The organism is Pseudomonas alcaligenes, from assembly GCF_041729615.1.
Taxonomy (GTDB): Bacteria; Pseudomonadota; Gammaproteobacteria; order Pseudomonadales; family Pseudomonadaceae; genus Aquipseudomonas; species Aquipseudomonas alcaligenes_B.
The window spans coordinates 630,132-651,029 of record NZ_CP154874.1 but is presented as its reverse complement, the minus strand read 5'-3'; the positions used below and the strand labels follow the sequence as shown (position 1 = coordinate 651,029).

The following is a 20,898-nucleotide window of genomic DNA, read 5'->3' as shown; positions in this document are numbered from 1 at the left end:
TTTGATTACACTGAAACAAATTGAAATGAGGTTGCTGACTTGGCGGAACGCAGTATCGGTTTGCAGGCATGGATAGATCGACTCAATCAGGCCGAGTTGCCTGCCCTCGCCACCGTGGTGCAGGACCTGCATCGCCTGTCGCAGGCCGACAAGGCCTCGGTACAGCAGCTGGCAGACCTGCTGCTGCGTGACGCCTCGCTCACCGCCAAGGTGCTGCGGGTCGGCAACAGCGTCTACTACAACCCCTCGCAGGAAAGCATACGTACCATCTCGCGAGCCATAGTGCTGATCGGCTTCGACAACGTGCGGTTGATCGGCATGTCGGTCAGCCTGATCGACAGCCTGCTCACCCGGGTGCCACGCGAGCAGCTGCAGGCGCTGCTGGCGCGCTCCTTCCATGCCGCCGTGCAGGCGCGCAACATCGCCGGCTACGTGCTGACCAAGAACCAGGAGGAGGTGTTCATCGCCGCCCTGCTGCACACAGTGGGCGAGCTGGCCTTCTGGGCCTGCGGTGGCGAGCAGGCCGACGAGCTGGCCGATGCTCTGGAACAGCCCAACGTGGATGCCGACGAAGCGGTGCGCCAGGTGCTCGGCACCAGCTTCCGCCAGCTCACCCAGGGCCTGGTGAAGAGCTGGAACCTGGGCGAGCTGGCCAGCTTTGCCCACGGCAGTGGCAACCAGCACGATCCTGCCGTGCGCGCCGTCAACCTGGGCGTGAAGATCAGCGAGGCGGCCCTGGAGGGCTGGGATTCTCCGGCCATGGAGAAGCTGGTGCAGCAGCTGGCAGACTTCACCGGGGTCAGTCCCGAGGATGCCCTCAAACAGGTACTGGAGAGCGCCGATGAGGCCGTCGAGGTCGCCGCCACCTTCGGTGCCAGCCAGCTGTGCCGGCTGATTCCCAATACCGACCCGGAGCAGATCAAGCTGCAGCAGCAGGAGCGCAAGGCACGCCTGCTGCAACCGGACCTGCTGGTGCTGCAGCAGGCGCTGCAGGACCTCGGCATGATGGTCAACCAGAAGGCCGATGTCGGCCTGATCCTCGACACCCTGCTCAAGGGGCTGCATCAGGGCGCCGGGCTGGAGCGGGTGATGCTGGCGGTGCTGGCCGACGGGCAGACCTGTTTCCGCGCCAAGCGCGCGGTGGGCGAGGGTACCGAGCAGTGGCTGGCGGACTTCCAGCTGCCGGCCAAGCAGGCCGAGCAGCCGCACATCTTCAGTTATGCGCTGCGCAACCGCGAAGCGATCTGGATGGGGGTTCCGGCCAGCTACAACCTGGCCGAACTGGTGACCCTGCCGATGCGCCAGCTACTCGGCCAGGGCATGTTCTTCATCGCCCCGCTGATCGCCGGCAGCCGCGAGATCGGCGTGCTCTACGCCGACAGCCGTGTGTCCGGGCGGGCGCTCAAGCACGAGCAGTTCGTCGCCTTCCAGCGTTTCACCCAGCTGACCGGGCGCTGCCTGGAAGCGCTGAGCAAGCGCTGAGGCTTCAGTTGGTGTAGAGCGTCAGGGTCTGCCCGGGCTTGAGCGAGCGCGCGTTGCTGCGTGGGTTCCAGCTCTGCAGGCGCTTGACGTCGACCTTGAAGCGCTGGGCGATCAGGTACAGCGAGTCGCCCTGCCTGACCCGGTAGTAGGTGACTTTCTGCCGCTTGCCACCACCGGCCGCCGCCACCGCCTTGCCGCCGCTACCGCCGCGGATCTCCAGGACCTGGCCCAGGCTCAGCTTGCTGCGGGCATTCAGGCCGTTCCAGCGTTGCAGGTCCTGGAGCGAAACGCGGTGGCTATTGGCGATCTGCCACAGGGTGTCGCCCCGCTTGACCTTGTAACGCTGCGGCTGGCTGCTCGGGGCCTTGGCCACCTGCTGGTGCAAGGCCGGGGCCCGCTCGCTGCCGGCCTCGGCGGGAATGCTGAGGATCTGGCCGACGCGCAGGTGATTGCTGGAAAGGCGGTTGACGTCCTTCAGGGTGTTGACCGTCAGGTGGTAGCGGTTGGCGATGCTGTGCAGGTTGTCGCCCGAGCGTACCCGGTACTCCTGCCACTGCACCGGCGCCTGGGTCTTGATCAGGGTCAGGTTGGCATTGAACAGCTCGGCCTTGTCGATGGGCACCAGCAGGTGCTGCGGGCCATCCATGGTGATGCCCTTCTTGAAGGCCGGGTTGAGGCTTTCCAGCTCCTCTTCTTCCATGTCGACCAATGCCGCCACCCGGGCCAGGTCGAGGCCCGGCTTGCTCGCCACCTGCTCGAAGTAGGGCTCGTTGGCGATCGGGTCGAGGCGCACGCCGTAGGCTTCGGGTGACAGGACGATCTGTGACAGGGCCAGCAGCTTGGGTACGTAGTTCTGGGTTTCCTGCGGCAGCGGCAGGTTCCAGTAGTCGGTCGGCAGGCCGAGCTTCTGGTTGCGCTCGATGGCACGGCTCACCGTGCCTTCGCCGGCGTTGTAAGCGGCCAGGGCCAGCAGCCAGTCGCCATTGAACATGTCGTGCAGGCGGCTCAGATAGTTCAGCGCGGCGTTGGTCGAGGCGGTGATGTCGCGGCGGCCGTCGTACCAGTTGGTCTGGCGCAGGTTGAAATGGCGGCCGGTGGAGGGGATGAACTGCCAGATGCCGACTGCATGGCTGCGCGAGTAGGCGAAGGGGTTGTAGGCGCTCTCGATCACCGGCAGCAGGGCCAGCTCCATCGGCATGCCGCGTTCTTCCAGGCGCTCGACCACGTAGTGGATGTAGCGGGTGCCGCGCTCGGAGGCGTTCTCCAGGAAGGAGGGGTTGCTGACGAACCACAGGCGCTGGTTCTCGATGCGCGGGTTGACACCGATCTCGTCCTGCAGCTTGAAGCCATCGCGCATGCGCTCCCAGATGTCCTTGGGCGCTTGCTCCTCGGTGGCCTCGTCGAGCCACTCCGGTTCCTGCTGCAGGCCTACGGCGCGATCGGTGTCCTGGCCCGGATTGTCGCTGCGGCCGGTACTCTGGCAGCCTGCCAGACCCATGCACAGGATCACCGCCAGAGCCCTTGCTCCTCGTGCCAATGCCGCTGAATCAAGGGTTCCGAAAGGTAATAAGAACATCGGTCGGTAGTACCTGCCGGCGCAAAAAAGTTCGGGGATTCTAGGAATGGCCCCGGGGGTGGTCAAGTTTTCACCAGTCCGCTGGTCGATTCTTAACCAGCCTTGAAGTTGTCCTTCCAGCTGCGCAGTGCGCTGAATACCTCGTCGGCCCTGCGCTGGCGGGGGCCGTCCCGCTCGTCGAGTTTTTCTTTAACGGATGTTTCCAGGCAGCGCAGGAAGGGGTTGGTGGCCAGCTCCAGGGCGATGGTCGATGGCAGGCTTATGCGCCCGGCGGCGCGCCAGGCGGCGACTTCGGCCAGGCGCGCGGCGATGGCGGGGTTGGCGGGCTCCACGGCGTGGGCGAAGTGCAGGTTGCTCAGGGTGTATTCGTGGGTGCAGTACACCCGCGTGGCGCCGGGCAGGGCGGCCAGGCGCTGCAGGGAGTCGTGCATCTGCTGCGGGGTGCCTTCGAACAGGCGGCCGCAACCTGCGGCGAACAGGGTGTCGCCGCAGAACAGCCAGCCTTCCTCGGCCTGGTGGTAGGCGATATGGCCCAGGGTATGGCCGGGCACCGCATATATAAGGAAGCTGCGGCCCAGCACCTCGACGCGTGCGCCCTCGTCCAGCGCCAGGTCGCGGGCCGGGATGTTTTCCCGCGCCGGGCCGCACACGCGGGCGCCGGTCGCCTGCTTGAGACGGGCGATTCCGCCGATATGGTCGGGATGGTGATGGGTGATCAGGATGTCGCTGAGCTGCCAGTCGCCATGCGCCTCCAGCCAGGCCAGCACGGGGGCGGCATCACCCGGGTCGACCACGGCGCAGCGGTGCTGCTGGTGATCCTGGATGAGCCATATGTAGTTGTCGCTGAAGGCGGGCAGGGCGTCGATCTGAAACATGCTCGGGGTCGCCAATCGAATCACAATGGCGCATCTTAAGCGGCAAAGAGCTGCTTGTGTCACGGGAGGTCCCGATGAGCGAACAACCTTTTGCCCAGGCCGACGCCGACTGGCTGAGTCTGACCCAGGCCGCCCGCCAGTGGCTGGCCTCGCCGCTCGGCGAGCAGCTGCTGGGCGAGGAGCGCAAGGCCCTGGACGAGGAACTGGCGCGCTACTTCGGCGGTTACCTGGTGCACTACGGGCCGGCCGAGGCCGAGCCGCCGAAGGCGCCGCAGATCCGCTGCAACGTGCGCCTGGGCGCGCCGCTGGCCGGCGTGCACATCGCCTGCGAGGAGCAGGCCTGGCCGCTGGGCGAACACGCTGCCGACGTGGTGGTGCTGCAGCATGGCCTGGATTTCTGCCTGTCGCCTCATGGCCTGCTGCGCGAGGCGGCGCGCAGCGTGCGGCCGGGTGGTTACCTGCTGATCTGCGGGGTCAATCCCTGGAGCACCTGGGGCCTGCGCCACTACTTCGCTCGTGACGGCTTCCGCCAGGCCCGCTGTATCTCGCCCAACCGCCTGGCGGACTGGCTCAGCCTGCTCGGCTTCGCGCTGGAGAAACGCCGCTTCGGGTGCTATCGTCCGCCGCTTTCCGCGCCGGCCTGGCAGGCGCGGCTGGCCGGGCTGGAGCGCTGGGGCGCCAGCCTGCATGCGCCGGGTGCGGGCTTCTACCTGCTGGTGGCGCGCAAGCTGGTGGTCGGGCTGCGCCCGCTACGGCCGATGCAGCGCGCCAGCATGGGCAAGCTGCTGCCGCTGCCGGTGGCCAAGGTCAGCCGGCGCGATTTCGAGAGCTAGAGCATTCAATGAGCGAAGACAAGGTCCTGATTTATACCGACGGCGCCTGCAAGGGCAATCCCGGCCCGGGTGGCTGGGGGGCGCTGATGGTCTACAAGGGCGCGGAGAAGGAGTTGTGGGGCGGCGAGCCCAACACCACCAACAACCGCATGGAGTTGATGGCGGCGATCTGCGCGCTGATGGCCCTGACCCGTTCCTGCCAGGTGCGCCTGACCACCGATTCGCAGTACGTGATGAAGGGCATCCAGGAATGGCTGCCGAACTGGAAGAAACGCGGCTGGAAGACCGCCAGCAAGGAGCCGGTGAAGAACGCGGACCTGTGGCAGGCGCTGGACGAGCAGGTCAATCGTCATCAGGTCGAATGGCAGTGGGTGCGCGGCCATACCGGCCACCCGGGCAACGAGAAGGCCGACCAGCTGGCCAACCGCGGCGTCGAAGAAGCAAGGGGAATGAAGCGTGCGTAGCGTCGTACTGGATACCGAAACCACCGGCATGCCGGTGACCGATGGCCACCGCATCATCGAGATCGGCTGTGTCGAGCTGGAAGGCCGCCGCCTGACCGGGCGCCACTTCCACGTCTACCTCAACCCCGATCGCGAGATCGACGAAGGCGCGATCGCGGTGCACGGCATCACCAACGAATTCGTTGCCGACAAGCCGCGTTTCAAGGACGTGGCCGACGAGTTCTTTGCCTTCATCGAAGGCGCCCAGCTGATCATCCACAACGCAGCGTTCGACGTCGGCTTCATCAACAACGAGTTCGCCCTGCTCGGGCAGAGCGAGCGCAGCGACGTCAGCGACTACTGCTCGATCCTCGACACCCTGCTGATGGCGCGTGAGCGCCACCCGGGCCAGCGCAACAACCTTGACGCCCTGTGCAAGCGCTACGGCGTCGATAACTCCGGGCGCGACCTGCACGGCGCACTGCTCGACGCCGAGATCCTCGCCGACGTCTACCTGACCATGACCGGTGGCCAGACCCACCTGTCGCTGGCCGGTGACGGCGGCGACGGCTCCGGCCGCGTGCTGCCCAGCCCGATTCGCCGCCTCGACCCGAACCGCGCGCCCATCCGCGTGCTGCGCGCCAGCGAGGAAGAGCTGGCCGCGCATGCCGCGCGCCTGGCCATCATCGAGAAGTCCGCTGGCGGCCCGTCGCTGTGGGCCAAGATGGAGGCGCCAGCGGAAGAGCCGGCGAGCTGAGGAGCCGCAGTCGTACGGCCAATGCGACCTTTTCTTACAGCCTTCCGCACAGGGGGTTCCGCCGCCATCGGCGAACTTCTAACCTGAAGGGATAGGTGCCCCAGAGCACCACTCCCTCAGGAAGGCACAATGTATAAAGACCTGAACTTCCCCATCCTCATCGTCCATCGCGACATCAAGGCCGACACCGTCGCCGGCGAGCGTGTCCGCGCCATCGCCGAGGAACTGGGCAAGGATGGCTTCACCATCCTCTCCACCGCCAGCTCCGCCGAGGGACGCATCGTCGCCTCCACCCACCACGGCCTGGCCTGCATCCTGGTGGCTGCCGAGGGGGCGGGGGAAAACCAGCGCCTGCTGCAGGACATGGTCGAGCTGATCCGCATCGCCCGTGTGCGTGCGCCGCAGCTGCCGATCTTCGCCCTCGGCGAGCAGGTGACCATCGAGAACGCCCCGGCCGACGCCATGGCCGACCTCAACCACCTGCGCGGCATCCTCTACCTGTACGAGGACACCGTTTCCTTCCTCGCCCGCCAGGTGGCGCGCGCCGCGCACAACTACCTCGACGGCCTGCTGCCGCCGTTCTTCAAGGCGCTGGTGCAGCACACCGCGCAATCCAACTATTCCTGGCACACGCCCGGCCACGGCGGTGGCGTGGCCTACCGCAAGAGCCCGGTGGGGCAGGCTTTCCACCAGTTCTTCGGCGAGAACACCCTGCGTTCCGACCTCTCCGTGTCGGTGCCCGAGCTGGGCTCGCTGCTCGACCACACCGGCCCGCTGGCCGAGGCCGAGGCGCGCGCCGCGCGCAACTTCGGCGCCGACCACACCTTCTTCGTGATCAACGGCACCTCGACGGCGAACAAGATCGTCTGGCACTCCATGGTCGGCCGCGACGACCTGGTGCTGGTGGATCGCAACTGCCACAAGTCGATCCTGCATTCGATCATCATGACCGGCGCCATCCCGCTGTACCTGTGCCCGGAGCGCAACGAGCTGGGCATCATCGGGCCCATCCCTCTGAGTGAGTTCAGCAAGGAGTCGATTCAGGCCAAGATCGACGCCAGCCCGCTGGCCCGCGGCCGCGCGCCCAAGGTCAAGCTGGCGGTGGTGACCAACTCCACCTACGACGGCCTCTGCTACAACGCCGAGATGGTCAAGCAGGCCCTGGGCGACTCGGTGGAGGTGCTGCACTTCGACGAGGCCTGGTACGCCTACGCCGCCTTCCACGAGTTCTACGCCGGGCGCTACGGCATGGGCACCCGCTGCGACGAGCACTCGCCGCTGGTGTTCAGCACCCACTCCACGCACAAGCTGCTGGCGGCCTTCAGCCAGGCCTCGATGATCCACGTGCAGGACGGCGGCGCGCGCCAGCTGGACCGCGACCGCTTCAACGAAGCCTTCATGATGCACATCTCCACCTCGCCGCAGTACGGCATCATCGCCTCGCTGGATGTGGCCTCGGCAATGATGGAGGGCCCGGCCGGGCGCTCGCTGATCCAGGAGACCTTCGACGAGGCGCTGAGCTTCCGCCGCGCCCTGGCCAACCTGCGGCAGAACCTGAAGCAAGACGACTGGTGGTTCAGCATCTGGCAGCCGGAGCAGGCCGGCGGCGAGGGCGTGCACACCGGCGACTGGCTGCTGCAGCCCAACGCCGACTGGCACGGCTTCGGCGATATCGCCGAGGACTATGTGCTGCTCGACCCGATCAAGGTCACCCTGGTGATGCCGGGGCTGTCCGCCGACGGCAAGCTGGCCGAGGCCGGCATTCCCGCGGCGGTGGTCAGCAAGTTCCTCTGGGAGCGCGGCCTGGTGGTGGAGAAAACCGGCCTGTATTCCTTCCTGGTGCTGTTCTCCATGGGCATCACCAAGGGCAAGTGGAGCACCCTGCTCACCGAGTTGCTGGAGTTCAAGCGTCTGTACGACGCCAACGTGCCGCTGCTCGACGCGCTGCCGTCGATCGCCCGCGAGGGCGGAGCGCGCTACGCCGGCATGGGTCTGCGCGATCTGTGCGATGAGCTGCACGGCTGCTACCGCGAGAACGCCACGGCCAAGGCGCTCAAGCGCATGTACACGGTGTTGCCGCAGGTGGCGATCAAGCCGGCCGATGCCTACGACAAACTGGTGCGCGGCGAGGTCGAGGCGGTGCCCATTGAGCAGCTCGAAGGGCGCCTGGCGGCGGTGATGCTGGTGCCCTATCCGCCGGGTATCCCGCTGATCATGCCGGGCGAGCGCTTCACTGCCGAGACCCGCTCGATCATCGACTACCTGCAGTTCGCCCGCACCTTCGACAGCCAGTTCCCCGGTTTCGATGCCGATGTGCACGGCCTGCAGCGCGACGGGGCGTGCTATACCGTGGATTGCATCAAGGAATAACGCCGGTCAGGTGACCGGGCCTGTGCAATCCGGGGGAAACATGGCTCAGGAGCAGAGCGGCAAGGGCGAGATGGGGTTCTGGACCTGCAGCGCCCTGGTGATCGGCAACATGGTGGGCTCGGGGGTGTTCCTGCTGCCCGCCAGCCTGAGTCCCTACGGCGGCCTGAGCCTGGTCGGCTGGCTGGTGTCGAGCACCGGTGCGGTGTTGCTGGCGCTGTGCTTCGCCCGCCTGGCGCGTTTCGACCCGGCCGCCGGCGGGCCCTATGCCTATACCCGCGATGCCTTCGGCAGCTTCGCCGGCTACCTGTGCGCCTGGATCTACTGGATGGCCGCCTGGATCGGCAATGCGGCGATCTCGGTGACCCTGGTCGGCTACCTGCAGGTGTTCCTGCCGGTGCTGCGCGACCCGCTGCTGATGGTCGGCACCGCCATCGGTGCGATCTGGTTGTGCACCCTGATCAACCTGCGCGGCATCCGCTCCTTCGCCGTGGCGCAGAACATCCTCACCCTGCTCAAGCTGGTGCCGCTGCTGCTGGTTGGCCTGCTCGGCTGGTTCTATTTCAATCCGGGCCACCTGAACATTCCCGAGCCGACCGCGCTGCCGGGCGGCGGCTATGTGCAGGCCATCGCCACCACGGCGGCGCTCACCCTGTGGTCTTTCATCGGTCTGGAGTCGGCCACCGTGCCGGCCGAGCACGTGCGCGATCCGCGCCGCATCATTCCGCGCGCCACCCTGTTCGGCACCCTGGTGGCGGCGGTGGTGTACATCCTCTCCAATACGGCGGTGCAAGGCATCCTGCCGCCCGATGTATTGGCCCACTCCAGCGCGCCCTTCGCCGATGCCGCGCGGGTGATGCTGGGCGACTGGGGCTACTACTTCATCGCCGGCGGCGCGGTGATCGCCTGCCTGGGCGCGCTCAACGGCTGGGTCCTGCTGCAGGGGCAGATCCCCATGGCGCCGGCGCGCGACGGCCTGTTCCCGGCGATCCTGGCCAGGACCAGCCGGCGCGGCGTGCCGGCCCACGGCATGCTCATCTCGGGGGTGCTGGTGACCCTGCTGGTGCTGGTCAATGGCCAGGGCGAGCTGGTCGAGGTGTTCAACGTGATCATCCTGCTCGGCACCATGGCCGGGGTGGTGCCCTATGTGCTGTGTGCTGCGGCGCTGCTGCACCTGCTGGCGACCAAGCCCGATGGTTTCAGCGCACGGGAGCGTGGTCGGCAGCTGCTGGTCGGCAGCTGCGCCTTCGTCTACTCGGTCTGGGCGCTCTACGGCACGGGCGAGCAGGCGGTGTTCTGGGGCTTCCTGGTGATGGTGGTGGGCATCCCGTTCTACACCTGGCGGCAGTGGCGCAACCGGCTGCAGTCCGTCACAGCCAGTGACTGACCGCCCACCAGCCCAGGCCGCCCATGACCACCGTGTAGGGCAGCGCCATCCACACCATGCGCCCGTAGGACAGACGTACCAGCGGCGCGATGGCCGAGGTGAGCAGGAACAGGAAGGCTGCCTGGCCGTTGGGCGTGGCCACGCTGGGCAGGTTGGTGCCGGTGTTGATCGCCACCGCCAGCACGTCGAAGTGCTCGCGGCTCATCTTGCCGTCGAGGAAGGCCTGCTTGACCTCGGTGATGTAGATGGTAGCGACGAACACATTGTCACTGATGGCCGAGAGCAGGCCGTTGGCAATGAACAGCATGCCCGGCTGCTGTTCGGTCGGCAGCGCCAGCACCCACTGGATGATCGGGCTGAACAGCTGTTGGTCGTGGATCACCGCGACCACGGCGAAGAACACCACCAGCAGCGCGGTGAACGGCAGGGCGTCCTGGAAGGCGCGGCCGATCTGGTGTTCGTCGGTGATGCCGGAAAACGCGGTGATCAGCACGATGACCAGCAGGCCGATCAGGCCGACCTCGGCGACATGGAAGGCCAGGCCGAGGATCAGGATCAGCGCCGCCAGCCCCTGCACCACCAGTGCCGCGCGCTGTGCCTGGGTACGGTGGGCGTCGTCCTCGCGGGCGTGCTCGGCCAGCACCTGGCGCACGGCAACCGGCAGGAGGGCGCCGTAGCCGAACCAGCGCAGCTTCTCCAGCAGCACGCAGGTGGTCAGGCCGGCGGCCAAGACCGGCAATGACACCGGCGCCACTTCGAGGAAGAACTGGCCGAAATTCCAGCCCACCTCGTGGCCGATCAACAGGTTCTGCGGCTCTCCCACCAGGGTGCACACGCCGCCCAGGGCGGTGCCCACGGCACCGTGCATCAGCAGGCTGCGCAGGAAGGCGCGGAACTGCTCCAGATCCTCGCGATGCAGTTCCACCACTTCATGGTCGCTGCTTACCCCGACCTCGTCGCGCGGGTTCTTGCCCGAGGCGACCCGGTGGTAGACGGAGAAGAAGCCGACGCCGACGCTGATGATCACCGCGGTCACCGTCAGGGCGTCGAGGAAGGCCGAGAGGAAGGCCGAGAACAGGCAGAACAGCAAGGCCAGCAGGGGCTTGGAGCGCACCCCGAGGAGCAGGCGGGAGAACAGGAACAGCAGCAGGCCTTTCATGAAGTAGATGCCGGCGACCATGAACATCAGCAGCAGGATCACCGGGAAGTTGTGTACCAGCTCCTTGTACAGGGCCTGCGGGCTGGTCAGCTGCAGCAGGATGGCCTGCAGTACCAGCAGGCCGCCGGGTTGCAGCGGGTAGCACTTGAGTGCCATGGCCAGGGTGAAGATGAACTCGCCCACCAGCAGCCAGCCGGTGACCACCGGTCCCAGGCTCCACAGGACCATGGGGTTGGCGATCAGGAAGAGGATGATCGACAGCTTGTACCAGTACGGCGAGTTACCCAGGAAGTTGTCCACGAAAGCGTGGGTCAGTGAGCGCTGCATCGGTGAATCCCCCCATTTTCAAGACCGAGCGTTCCGGCCCAGCTCTAAAAAGATCAAGTATTTATCGTATATAGTCAGAATTCTTCTTAGCTTTGCTAGCGTGTCCCAGGTCACAGTGGCCGGCATCGACATTTATGACGTGCTTGTTATAGTGGGCCGATTGCTTGCAAAACAATACATCTATAAGCGCGCCTCGGCGCGCCCTGTGCCGAGGATGATCTGCGTGTCCGATTACAAAGCCTTCCGCGTCGAACTGCAGGACAAGATCGCCCATGTGCAGATCAACCGTCCGGAAAAAGTGAACGCGATGAACGCGGACTTCTGGAACGAGATAATCGACGTCTTCCGCTGGATCGACGACACCGATGAAGTGCGCGTGGTGGTGCTGTCCGGCGCCGGCAAGCACTTTTCCTCGGGCATCGACCTGATGCTTCTGGCCCAGGCCGGCAGCGCGCTGAGCAAGGATGTCGGACGCAACGCCGAGGCCCTGCGGCGCAAGATCCTCCAGCTGCAGGCCTCCTTCAATGCCGTCGACAATTGCCGCAAGCCGGTGCTTGCCGCCATCCAGGGTTACTGCCTGGGCGGCGCCATCGACCTGATCTCGGCCTGCGACATGCGCTACTCCACTGTGGGCGCGCAGTTCTCCATCAAGGAGATCGACATGGGCATGGCCGCCGACGTCGGCACCCTGCAGCGTCTGCCGCGCATCATCGGTGACGGCATGATGCGCGAGCTGGCCTACACCGGGCGCACCATCGACGGCGCCGAGGCGCAGCGCATCAACCTGGTCAACCGTACCTTCGCCAGCCAGGAAGAGCTGCTGGCCGGCGTGTTCGACATCGCCCGCGAGATCGCCGCCAAGTCGCCGATCGCCATCCGCGGCACCAAGCACATGATCCGCTACATGCGCGACCATCGCGTCGACGACGGCCTGGAGTACGTGGCCAACTGGAACGGCGCCATGTTGCAGTCTGCCGACCTGCGCGTGGCCATGGCCGCGCACATGAGCAAGCAGAAGCCCGAATTCGCCGACTGACACCAGCCAAGAGAGGATCAGCAGACCCATGGTCACTGGCGCGACATCCCTGAGCCTGGTGCGTGACGAACTGTTCACCACCATGGAAGAGACCGAGCAGAGTCTCGAGCAGTTCATCGCCGAACGCAGCAACGGCAGCCTGCTGCAGCAGGCCGTGGAGAACCTGCAGCAGGTACGCGGCACCCTCAACCTGATCGAGCTGGCCGGGGCCGAACTGCTGGCCCAGGAAGTGCTGCAGCAGGCCACCGACATCCCCGTCGGTGCCGGCGAGGAACGCGACGGCCAGCTGGCCGCCCTGAGCAATGCCTTGTACGTTCTGCGCCGCTACTTGGAGAACGTCGACGCCCACCGCCTGGAAATGCCCGAGCTGCTGCTGCCGGCGATCAACGAGCTGCGCCAGGCCGGTGCCCAGCCGCCGCTGCCGGAAAGTTTCTTCTTCAGCGTACGCCTGGATCAGGCGCGTCCAGCCGTGGCGGCGACCAGCGCCAGTGCCGAGGACAGCCGGCGCCTGCGCCAGATGTACCAGGTCGGCCTGCTCGGCTTCATCCGTGAGGACAACCCGCAGGCCGGGCTCAAGCTGATGCTGCGTGCCCTGGTGCGCCTCGATGGGCTATTCGCCGACAAGCCGGCCGGACGCCTGTGCTGGGTCGGCGCCGCCGCCGTCGAGTCTCAGCTCGATGGCCAGCTGCTGCCGCGCAAGTCGCGCAAGCAGCTGTTCTCCCGCCTGGATCGCGAGATCAAGCAGGCCCTGGTCAGCAACGGCAGCTATGAGGCGCCGCGCAGCCTGCTCAAGGAGTTGCTCTATCTGGTGGCCCTGGCCGACAGCCGCGGCCCGCAGGCCAGCGCCGTGCGCGAGGTGTTCGGCCTGACCCCGCTGCCGTTCACCGATCATCTGCTCGACGAGGAGTACCAGCGTCTGTCCGGTCCCGGTCAGGGCGTGATGCGCTCGTTGTCCACCGCCATTCGTGAAGAGCTGGCGGGGGTCAAGGACATGCTCGACCTGATCGAGCGCGGCACAGCGCAGCCGGAGAGCTTCGGCACCCTGCATGCACAGCTGGGCAAGCTGGCCAAGACCCTGGGTATGGTCGGCCTCAGTTCGGCGGCCAATGCCCTGCAGGTGCAGCTGGCGGTGGTCGGCGCCTGGGGCGAGCACAGTCCGGCCGCCAGCGCCGATCTGCACAAGCTGGCCGAGGCCGTGCTCTATGTGGAAAGCATGGTGGCCAGTCTGGAGCGCGGCGAGCAGCGCAACCAGCGCCCGGCGCCGGCGCAGCCGGGCGACGAAGGTGAGGCCTTCGCCGCCCACCAGCTGGCCGAGGCGCGCATCGTGGTGGTCGGCGAGGCCCAGGGTGGACTGGCGCTGGCCAAGCGCGCCATCACCTCCTATCTGGAGTCCAGCGGCGATCGCATGCACCTGGCCAACGTGCCGGTCAGTCTGCAGGCGGTACGCGGCGGCCTCTGGTTCCTTGGTCAGGAGCGCGCGGCCAGGCTGATCGGCCTGTGCGGCGAGTACATCCAGACGCAGATGATCGACGCCCGGCAGATGCCCTCCGAGCAGATGCTGGAGACCCTGGCCGATGCGCTCAGCAGTCTGGAGTACTACCTCGAAGGTGGCGCCGTGCTGCGCCCCGAAACCACGCCCAGCGTGCTCGACCTGGCCGAGGAGAGCGTGCGTGCCCTGGGCCTGCCGGTAGCCGCCTGATGGCCGCTGGCTGGCAGACCACCCCACCGCTGGACAATGCCGCTGCCGGCGGCTGGGCCCTGGTGCGTGGCCCGCAGGGCTTTCTCGCCGATGCCAATGGCGTGCTGTTTCCGCGCGACTGGCTCAAGCGCGAGGATTGGCCGATCAGCGCCGAGCACGGGCTCGGCCAGTTCGATGGCCAGCCGGTGTGGCTGCTGCAGGTCGAGCAGCCCGTCGAGCTGCCCGGCGGCTTCTGGCAGGGCCTGCGCCAGTTCATGCTGCAGGCCGATTATCCGACCTTCCGCATGCTGTCCTTCGCCGAACAGGTCGCCCACTGGGATATCAACCACCGTTTCTGCGGCCACTGTGGCAGCCGCAATCGCCTGGTACCGGGCGAGCGCTGCCTGCGCTGCCCCGAGTGCGGCCTGGACAGCTATGCGCGCATCTCGCCGAGCATGATCGTGCTGGTCACCCGGGGCGACGAAGTGCTGCTGGCGCGTTCACCGCGCTTTGTCTCCGGCGTCTACAGCACCCTGGCCGGCTTCGTCGAGCCCGGCGAGTCGGCGGAGGAGTGCGTGGTCCGCGAGGTGCGCGAGGAGGTCGGCATCGAGGTCGGCCGCCTGCAGTACCTGGGCAGCCAGGGCTGGCCCTTCCCGCATTCGCTGATGCTCGGCTTCCATGCCGAGTACGTCAGTGGCGAGATAGTGCCGCAGGCCGACGAGATCGAGGACGCGCGCTGGTTCCCCATCGACCGGCTGCCGCCGCTGCCGATGTCGCGCTCGATCGCCCGCTACCTGATCGACCTTTATGTGGCGCGCCGCCTCGGCCAGCCGGAGCCCGAGCTGCTGCGCTGAGCTCAGCCGACGGCGTCGGTGAAGGTCAGGCGATTGCCGAAGGGATCGCGCAGGCTCATGTCGCGGCCGCCCCAGGGCATGGCCTCGATTCCCGGGTGCGCATAGCCGTAGTGCTTCTGCTCCAGCTCGCGGTGCAGTTCGTCCAGGTTGTCCGTGCCGATGCGCATCGCCACGCCGGGCTAGGCGTCGCCGTGGTGTTCGGAAAGGTGCAGCACGCAGTCAACGCGCGACACCTGCAGATACAGCGGCATGCCGGGCGCGAAACGGTGCTCCCAGTCGATCCGGAACCCCAGGTAGTCCAGGTAGAACTCCCGGGCCTTGGCCTCGTCGAAGATGCGCAGGATCGGAGTGCTGTTGCCGAGTCCCATGGCGAAACTCCCTGTCAGAACCAGTGCTGCCAGGCCAGGCGCGCGGTCAGGGCCAGTACCACCAGGATGAACACCGGGCGGATGAACTTCGAGCCGCCACGGATCGCCGTGCGTGCACCGAGGAAGGCGCCGGCCATCAGCGCCAGGCCCATGGCGATGCCGAGCAACCAGGCCACCTGGCCGGCGATGATGAACACCGTCAGCGCCATGGCGTTGCTGACGAAGTTCATGCTGCGCGCCACGCCGCTGGCGCGTACCAGGTCCATGGGGTAGAGCAGCAGGGTGCTGACCGTCCAGAAGGCGCCGGTGCCGGGGCCGGCCACGCCATCGTAGAAGCCCAGGCCGAAACCCTGCGGCCACTGTCGCCCTTGGGCCACCGGGGCGTCCTGCTGGCCATGGGTTTCCGGCGTCTTGCCGAACAGCAGGTAGAGGCCGCAGCCGAACACCACGGCCGGCAGCATCTGGTTGAGCCAGGCGGCCGGCAGCCAGTGGGCGATGATGGCGCCGATGGCCGCGCCGACAGCCGTGGCGAGCAGCGCATTGCACCACTGGCGCGGGTGGAACAGTTTGCGCCGGTAGAAGGTGTAGCTGGCGGTGGCCGAGCCGAAGGTAGCGCACAGCTTGTTGGTGCCGAGCACCAGGTGCGGCGGCAGGCCGGCGGTGAGCAGGGCGGGGATGGTCAGCAGGCCGCCGCCGCCGGCGATGGCATCGATGAAGCCGGCGGTGAAGGCGACGAGGGCGAGGATCAGCAGGGTGAGCGGGTCGACACCCAGCTCGAAGGGAAAGGGCATAAAAAACTCGAAGTGGGTTCAATTGTGCGGGGCTGTTGCTGGTTCCCTGCGCGGCTGCTCCGCATAATGCCGGCAAAAATTCGCAGAAGGAATCGCTCCCATGCAGCATGACGGCCTGGCCTGGTTCACCGGTCTGCTGGCCTTGCTGGCGCTGTTCATCGCCGCCCGCATCCTGTTCTCCCCCAACTGGTTCCTCGCCTGGCTGCGCGGCACCGTCGGCCTGGCCTTTCTCGCCCTGGCGCTGCTGGTCGGCGTGGTCGCCTACGACCTGCGCAGCTACGACGCACAGGTGCAGGACAAGCCGCTGGTGACCCTGAGCTTCGTTGCCGACGGCCCGCAGCGCTACCGGGTCAACCTGCTGGAAGGCGGGGAGGAGCGTGAGGTGCTGCTGGAGGGCGATCTGTGGCAGCTGGATGCCCGCCTGCTGGGCTGGAAGGGCCTGGCCGCGCTGATCGGCCTGGAGCCCGGCTACCGGCTGGAGAAGCTGTCCGGACGCTTCCTCGCCATCGAGCAGCAGCAGAATGCCCGCCATGCCCAGGTACAGCTGGCGCAGAGCCCCTATGGCATCGACCTGTGGCGCTGGCTGCGCCTGGGCCAGCGTGACTTGTTCCTGTTCGAGCCGCAGGCCGCGCGGGTCACCTACCTGCCGATCGCTGACGGCGCGATGTTCGCGGTCAGCCTCAGCCCCACTGGCCTGTTGGCCAAGCCGCTGAACCAGGCCGCCGAGCAGGCGCTCAAGGATTGGTGAGGGCCGCGCCGAGCGACTAGGCTGCAGGCATATTCCGCCGGCCAGGGGAGGCCGCATGTCGCAGTCGCATCGCCACCATACCCGCCTGGCGCGAGTGGCGCCGGGCCTCGCTGCGCTGCTGCAGTATCGCCGCGACTATCTCAAGGATGACCTGCGCGCCGGGCTGTCGGTGGCCGCGGTGGCCCTGCCGGTGGCGGTGGCTTATGCCGAGCTGGCGGGCTTTCATCCGGTCACCGGACTCTATGCCTGCATCCTGCCGATGTTGGTCTACGCCCTGTTCGGTACTTCGCGCCAGCTGGTGGTCGGGCCGGATGCGGCGACCTGCGCGCTGCTCGCCGCCGCCGTGGCGCCGCTGGCGGCGGGGGATGAGGCGCTCTACCTGTCGCTGTCGCTGACCCTGACCTTCTTCACCGGGCTGTTCTGCATCGCTGCCGGGTTGATGCGCCTGGGGGCGCTGGCCGAGTTCCTGTCGCGGCCGATCCTGGTCGGCTTCCTCAATGGCGTGGCGCTGAGCATCCTGCTCGGCCAGCTCGGCAAGATCGCCGGCTTCACCCAGCAGGCCAGCGGCATAGTGCCGAGGCTTGCCGAGTTCTTCACCCGTTACGCCGACTGGCACGGGCCGACCCTGACCCTGAGTGCCCTGAGCGTGCTGGCGATGCTCCTGTCCAAGCGCTATCTGGCCAAGTTGCCGGCGGCGCTGATCGCCATGACCCTCGCCGCCGTGGCCACTGCGGTGCTCGGCCTGGGGGCGCAGGGTGTGGCCACCATAGGGCTGATCCCCGCCGGGTTGCCGCCGCTGCATGTGCCGAGCTTTTCTCCCCAATTGTTGCCGACCCTGCTGGCCGATGCCGCCGGCCTGGCCCTGGTGAGCTTTTCCAGCATGATGCTGACCGCGCAGAGCTTCGCCGAGAAGAGCCGCTACAGCATCGACACCGACCGCGAGTTTGTCGCCCTGGGCCTGGCCAACATGGCCTCGTCCTTCTCCCAGGGCTTTGCCATCAGTGGCGCCGACTCGCGCACGGCGGTGGCCGACAGCAGTGGTGGGCGCAGCCAGCTGACCAGCGTGATCGCGGCCCTGGCCATCGCCCTGGTGCTGCTGTTCTTCACCGCACCGCTGGCCTATGTGCCGGTGGCGGCGCTTGGCGTGGTGCTGGTGTTCGGCGCCCTGTCGCTGGTCAACCTGCGCTTCCTCGCCCAGCTCTATCGCATCTCCCGGGGCGAGCTGGCGCTGTGTCTGCTGGCCACGGTCGGCGTGGTGGCGGTCGGGGCGATCCAGGCGATCCTGCTGGTGGTGGTGCTGGCGTTGCTGCGCTTCGTGCGCTCGACTTCGCGTCCGCTGGTGGAGGAGCTGGGCAGGGTGGAGGGCATGCGCGGTTTCCATGCGCTGCAGCGGCATGCGGCCGGCGAGCGCGAGCCGGGCATCCTGCTGCTGCGCTTCAATGCGCCGCTGGTGTTCTTCAATGCCCAGTTCTTCCGCCGTGCGGTGCGCCAGGCGCTGGACCAGGCCGGGCCCGGGCTGCGCTGGTTCGTCCTGGACATGCTGCCGGTGACCGATGTCGATGCCACCGGGTTGCTGGTGCTGCGCGAGTTGGTGGAGGAGATGACGGCGCGAGGGGTGACCCCGGTGATGGCCGGTCGCCGTTCCGAGTGGCAGCGCTGGCGCGAGGCGCGCGGCATCCAGGCACTGCCGCAGGTGCTGCATTTCGCCACCCTGCGCGAGGCGCAGCGGGCGTTCGCCGCGCAAAACAAAAGGCCGGGCGAAGTGCCCGGCCCTTGAAGAGGTCGCTGTGCCTCAGGAGAGGAAGCCGCCGTCCACGTTCAGCGCCACGCCAGTGGTGTAGCTGGACGCCTCGCTGGCCAGGTACAGCACAGCGCCGGCCATCTCGCTCGGGGCGGCCACGCGCTTGAGCGGGATGCGCTGCAGGGCCATGTTGAGGATGGCGTCGTTCTTGGTCAGGGCCGAGGCGAACTTGGTGTCGGTCAGGCCCGGCAGCAGGGCGTTGCAGCGGATGCCGAACTGCGCGCACTCCTTGGCGAACACCTTGGTCATGCTGATCACCGCGGCCTTGGTCACCGAGTAGATGCCCTGGAACTCGCCCGGCGAGACGCCGTTGATCGAGGCGACGTTGATGATCGAGCCGCCGCCGTTGGCCTTCATCAGCTTGCCGCCTTCGATGGACATGAAGTAGTAGCCGCGGATGTTGACGTCGACGGTCTTCTGGAAAGCGCCCAGGTCGGTGTCCAGCACGTTGCAGAACTGCGGGTTGGTGGCGGCGTTGTTGACCAAGATGTCGAGGCGGCCGAACTGCTCGCGGATGAAGGCGAAGACGTTCTGGATCTGCTCCATCTCGCCGATGTGGCAGGCGATGGCGGTGGCCTTGCCGCCGTCGGCGACGATGGCGTCGGCGACCTTCTGGCAATCGTCGATCTTGCGGCTCGAGACGATCACGTGGGCGCCCTGCTGGGCCAGCAGCTTGGCGATGGCCTCGCCGATGCCGCGGCTGGCGCCGGAGACGAAAGCGATCTTGCCGTCGAGGTCGAACAGGTGGGTCTTGGACATTCTGGTTACCTTGTCTGGGCCGGGTTAGAGGGTGGATTTGCCGATGACCTGCAGGGCCATCTGTTCCAGCAGCTTGTTCATCATGATGAACTGGGCGAAGCGCTTGTCCTTGGTCTGGCCATGGAAGAAGCGGTAGTAGATCTGCTGGACGATGCCGGCCAGGCGGAACAGGCCGTACACGTAGTAGAAGTCGAAGTTGTCGATCTGGATGCCGGCACGCTCGGCGTAGTAGTCGACGAACTGCTGGCGGGTCAGCATGCCCGGCGCGTTGCTCGGCTGGCGGCGCATCAGCTGCACGGGCGGCGGGTCGTTCGCCTCGATCCAGTAGGCGAGGGTGTTGCCCAGGTCCATCAGCGGGTCGCCGATGGTGGTCAGCTCCCAGTCCAGCACGCCGATGATCTGCATCGGGTTGGCCGGGTCGAGGATCACGTTGTCGAAGCGGTAGTCGTTGTGCACGATGCCCGGCTTGTGGTGGTCGGCCGGCATCTTGTCGCGCAGCCAGGCCTTGACCTGTTCCCAGGCCGGGGCATCAGGAGTCAGGGCCTTCTCGTAGCGGTCGCTCCAGCCTTCGATCTGGCGCTTCACGTAGCCTTCCGGCTTGCCCAGGTCGGCCAGGCCGCAGGCCTGGTAGTCGACGTTGTGCAGGTCGACCAGCTTGTCGATGAAGCTCTTGCACAGGGCGTTGGTCTGCTCGGCGCTGAAGTTCAGCTCGGCGGGCATGTCGCTGCGCAGGATGATGCCCTTGACCCGCTGCATCACGTAGAACTCGGCGCCGATCACCGACTCGTCGGTGCAGTGCACATAGGCCTTGGGGCAGTAGGGGAAACCGGCGTTGAGCTGGTTGAGGATGCGGTACTCGCGGCCCATGTCGTGGGCTGACTTGGCCTTGTGGCCGAAGGGCGGGCGGCGCAGGACGAACTCCTGCTCGGGGTATTCCAGTAGGTAGGTCAGGTTGGAGGCACCGCCGGGGAACTGGCTGATGCGCGGCGTGCCGGTCAGACCGGGGATGTGCGCCTTCAGGTACGGGTCGATCTGCGCGGCATCGAGTTCTTCGCCTTCGCGGATGCCGGTGGACTGGTCTGTCAGCGTCATGCTTATCCCTTCTGCTGATGATGGGTGCCACTAATCATTGGCTAATCTAATGTTGCCCTTAAGCAAAGCACAGCGTTATAGATTTGCGTGTTGGCCTTCGATCAAGCCACCTGATTGCCTGTGCGGCTGCTTGCGGGCGAAAAAAAACCGGGGCCCGAAGACCCCGGTTTTCCTGTGTCGCGGCCTGTGCCCTGAGGCTTATACCGGGAACAGTTCGGCCAGCTTCATGGCCAGCATCATGTCGCCTTCGGCGCGCAGCTTGCCGCCCATGAAGGCCTGCATGCCGTCGGTTTCGCCGCTGGCGATGCCGGCCAGGGTGGCGCTGTCCATGATCAGGGTGACGTTGGCGTTCGGGTTGTCGCCCTGTTGCACGTCGCAGGTGCCGTCCTTGACGATCAGCGCGTAGTTGTCGCCGTCTTCGATGTTGAACTGGAACACCAGGTCCAGGCCGGCGGCGGCGCTGGCGTTGAACTTGGACTTCATGCTGTTGATGGTGTCGGCAACGGAGCTCATGGTTTCTATCCTTTGTTATCAAGGGTTGCTGGCGGCCTTGCGGGCCGCTGTG

At 66.7% G+C, this 20,898-nt stretch carries 18 protein-coding genes and 1 pseudogene; 11 read left to right on the top strand and 8 right to left on the bottom strand.

The annotated features are described in order from the left end of the window. Positions 1-60: 60 nt before the first annotated feature. Positions 61-1,482, top strand: a complete 1,422-nt coding sequence (locus tag AAG092_RS03110; protein ID WP_373389549.1) for an HDOD domain-containing protein — start codon at positions 61-63, stop codon at positions 1,480-1,482. Between the two features lie 4 nt (positions 1,483-1,486). Here the strand turns inward: AAG092_RS03110 and AAG092_RS03105 are convergent, their stop codons facing one another. Together AAG092_RS03105 and gloB are read right to left on the bottom strand one after the other, a co-directional pair. After that, complete coding sequence (locus AAG092_RS03105) at positions 1,487-3,058, bottom strand: LysM peptidoglycan-binding domain-containing protein (RefSeq protein ID WP_373388506.1); 1,572 nt, start codon at positions 3,056-3,058, stop codon at positions 1,487-1,489. Between the two features lie 92 nt (positions 3,059-3,150). Continuing rightward, entirely contained in the window at positions 3,151-3,933 is a 783-nt protein-coding gene (gene gloB, locus AAG092_RS03100; protein WP_373388505.1) for a hydroxyacylglutathione hydrolase, read from the bottom strand. Positions 3,934-4,007: 74 nt separating this feature from the next. Between gloB and AAG092_RS03095 the strand changes: the two genes are divergently transcribed. The 5 genes from AAG092_RS03095 (at position 4,008) to AAG092_RS03075 (ending at position 9,720) form a co-directional block, all read left to right on the top strand. Continuing rightward, positions 4,008-4,766 (top strand): class I SAM-dependent methyltransferase, encoded by a 759-nt coding sequence (locus AAG092_RS03095; protein ID WP_373388504.1) that lies wholly within the window; start codon positions 4,008-4,010, stop codon positions 4,764-4,766. 8 nt (positions 4,767-4,774) lie between these two features. Further along, a complete protein-coding gene (rnhA, locus tag AAG092_RS03090) occupies positions 4,775-5,230 on the top strand; it encodes a ribonuclease HI (protein WP_373388503.1) in 456 nt (151 codons plus the stop codon). Continuing rightward, on the top strand, positions 5,223-5,966 hold the full coding sequence (gene dnaQ, locus AAG092_RS03085) for a DNA polymerase III subunit epsilon (protein WP_021699578.1): 744 nt from the start codon (positions 5,223-5,225) through the stop codon (positions 5,964-5,966). Before rnhA ends, dnaQ begins: the two co-directional genes overlap by 8 nt. A 129-nt stretch (positions 5,967-6,095) precedes the next feature. Beyond that, positions 6,096-8,336, top strand: a complete 2,241-nt coding sequence (locus AAG092_RS03080) for an Orn/Lys/Arg decarboxylase N-terminal domain-containing protein (RefSeq protein ID WP_373388502.1) — start codon at positions 6,096-6,098, stop codon at positions 8,334-8,336. A gap of 40 nt (positions 8,337-8,376) precedes the next feature. Continuing rightward, positions 8,377-9,720: an amino acid permease gene (locus AAG092_RS03075; RefSeq protein WP_373388501.1), complete on the top strand. Its 1,344-nt coding sequence runs from the start codon at positions 8,377-8,379 to the stop codon at positions 9,718-9,720. On the opposite strand, the gene nhaB is transcribed toward AAG092_RS03075, so the two are convergent. After that, entirely contained in the window at positions 9,704-11,206 is a 1,503-nt protein-coding gene (gene nhaB / locus AAG092_RS03070; RefSeq protein ID WP_373388500.1) for a sodium/proton antiporter NhaB, read from the bottom strand. The genes AAG092_RS03075 and nhaB overlap by 17 nt on opposite strands. A gap of 223 nt (positions 11,207-11,429) precedes the next feature. Here nhaB and AAG092_RS03065 point away from each other — a divergent pair, with 223 nt between their 5' ends. From AAG092_RS03065 to nudC, 3 genes are read left to right on the top strand one after another with little or no spacing between them, the layout of a single operon-like run. Continuing rightward, the gene (locus AAG092_RS03065) at positions 11,430-12,242 is read left to right on the top strand and encodes a crotonase/enoyl-CoA hydratase family protein (protein ID WP_373388499.1); all 813 of its coding nucleotides are present in this window, start codon (positions 11,430-11,432) and stop codon (positions 12,240-12,242) included. Positions 12,243-12,270: 28 nt separating this feature from the next. After that, positions 12,271-13,941: a ferrous iron transporter B gene (locus AAG092_RS03060; protein WP_373388498.1), complete on the top strand. Its 1,671-nt coding sequence runs from the start codon at positions 12,271-12,273 to the stop codon at positions 13,939-13,941. After that, entirely contained in the window at positions 13,941-14,774 is an 834-nt protein-coding gene (gene nudC, locus AAG092_RS03055; RefSeq protein WP_373388497.1) for an NAD(+) diphosphatase, read from the top strand. Before AAG092_RS03060 ends, nudC begins: the two co-directional genes overlap by 1 nt. Before the next feature lie 2 nt (positions 14,775-14,776). Here nudC and AAG092_RS03050 read toward each other — a convergent pair. Together AAG092_RS03050 and AAG092_RS03045 are read right to left on the bottom strand one after the other, a co-directional pair. Further along, positions 14,777-15,142: pseudogene (locus AAG092_RS03050) on the bottom strand (glyoxalase superfamily protein). A gap of 14 nt (positions 15,143-15,156) precedes the next feature. Then, entirely contained in the window at positions 15,157-15,933 is a 777-nt protein-coding gene (locus tag AAG092_RS03045) for a TSUP family transporter (RefSeq protein ID WP_373388496.1), read from the bottom strand. Positions 15,934-16,033: 100 nt separating this feature from the next. Between AAG092_RS03045 and AAG092_RS03040 the strand changes: the two genes are divergently transcribed. Continuing rightward, positions 16,034-16,681, top strand: a complete 648-nt coding sequence (locus tag AAG092_RS03040; RefSeq protein ID WP_373388495.1) for a hypothetical protein — start codon at positions 16,034-16,036, stop codon at positions 16,679-16,681. Positions 16,682-16,736: 55 nt separating this feature from the next. Then, entirely contained in the window at positions 16,737-18,458 is a 1,722-nt protein-coding gene (locus AAG092_RS03035; protein WP_373388494.1) for a SulP family inorganic anion transporter, read from the top strand. A gap of 15 nt (positions 18,459-18,473) precedes the next feature. Here AAG092_RS03035 and AAG092_RS03030 read toward each other — a convergent pair whose 3' ends face one another. From AAG092_RS03030 to AAG092_RS03020, 3 genes are all read right to left on the bottom strand, one after another. Continuing rightward, entirely contained in the window at positions 18,474-19,241 is a 768-nt protein-coding gene (locus AAG092_RS03030) for an SDR family oxidoreductase (RefSeq protein WP_373388493.1), read from the bottom strand. A 24-nt stretch (positions 19,242-19,265) separates the two neighbouring features. After that, entirely contained in the window at positions 19,266-20,333 is a 1,068-nt protein-coding gene (locus AAG092_RS03025) for a phosphotransferase family protein (RefSeq protein WP_373388492.1), read from the bottom strand. A 198-nt stretch (positions 20,334-20,531) separates the two neighbouring features. Beyond that, positions 20,532-20,846, bottom strand: a complete 315-nt coding sequence (locus AAG092_RS03020) for an SCP2 sterol-binding domain-containing protein (protein WP_110682446.1) — start codon at positions 20,844-20,846, stop codon at positions 20,532-20,534. Positions 20,847-20,898 lie beyond the last annotated feature (52 nt).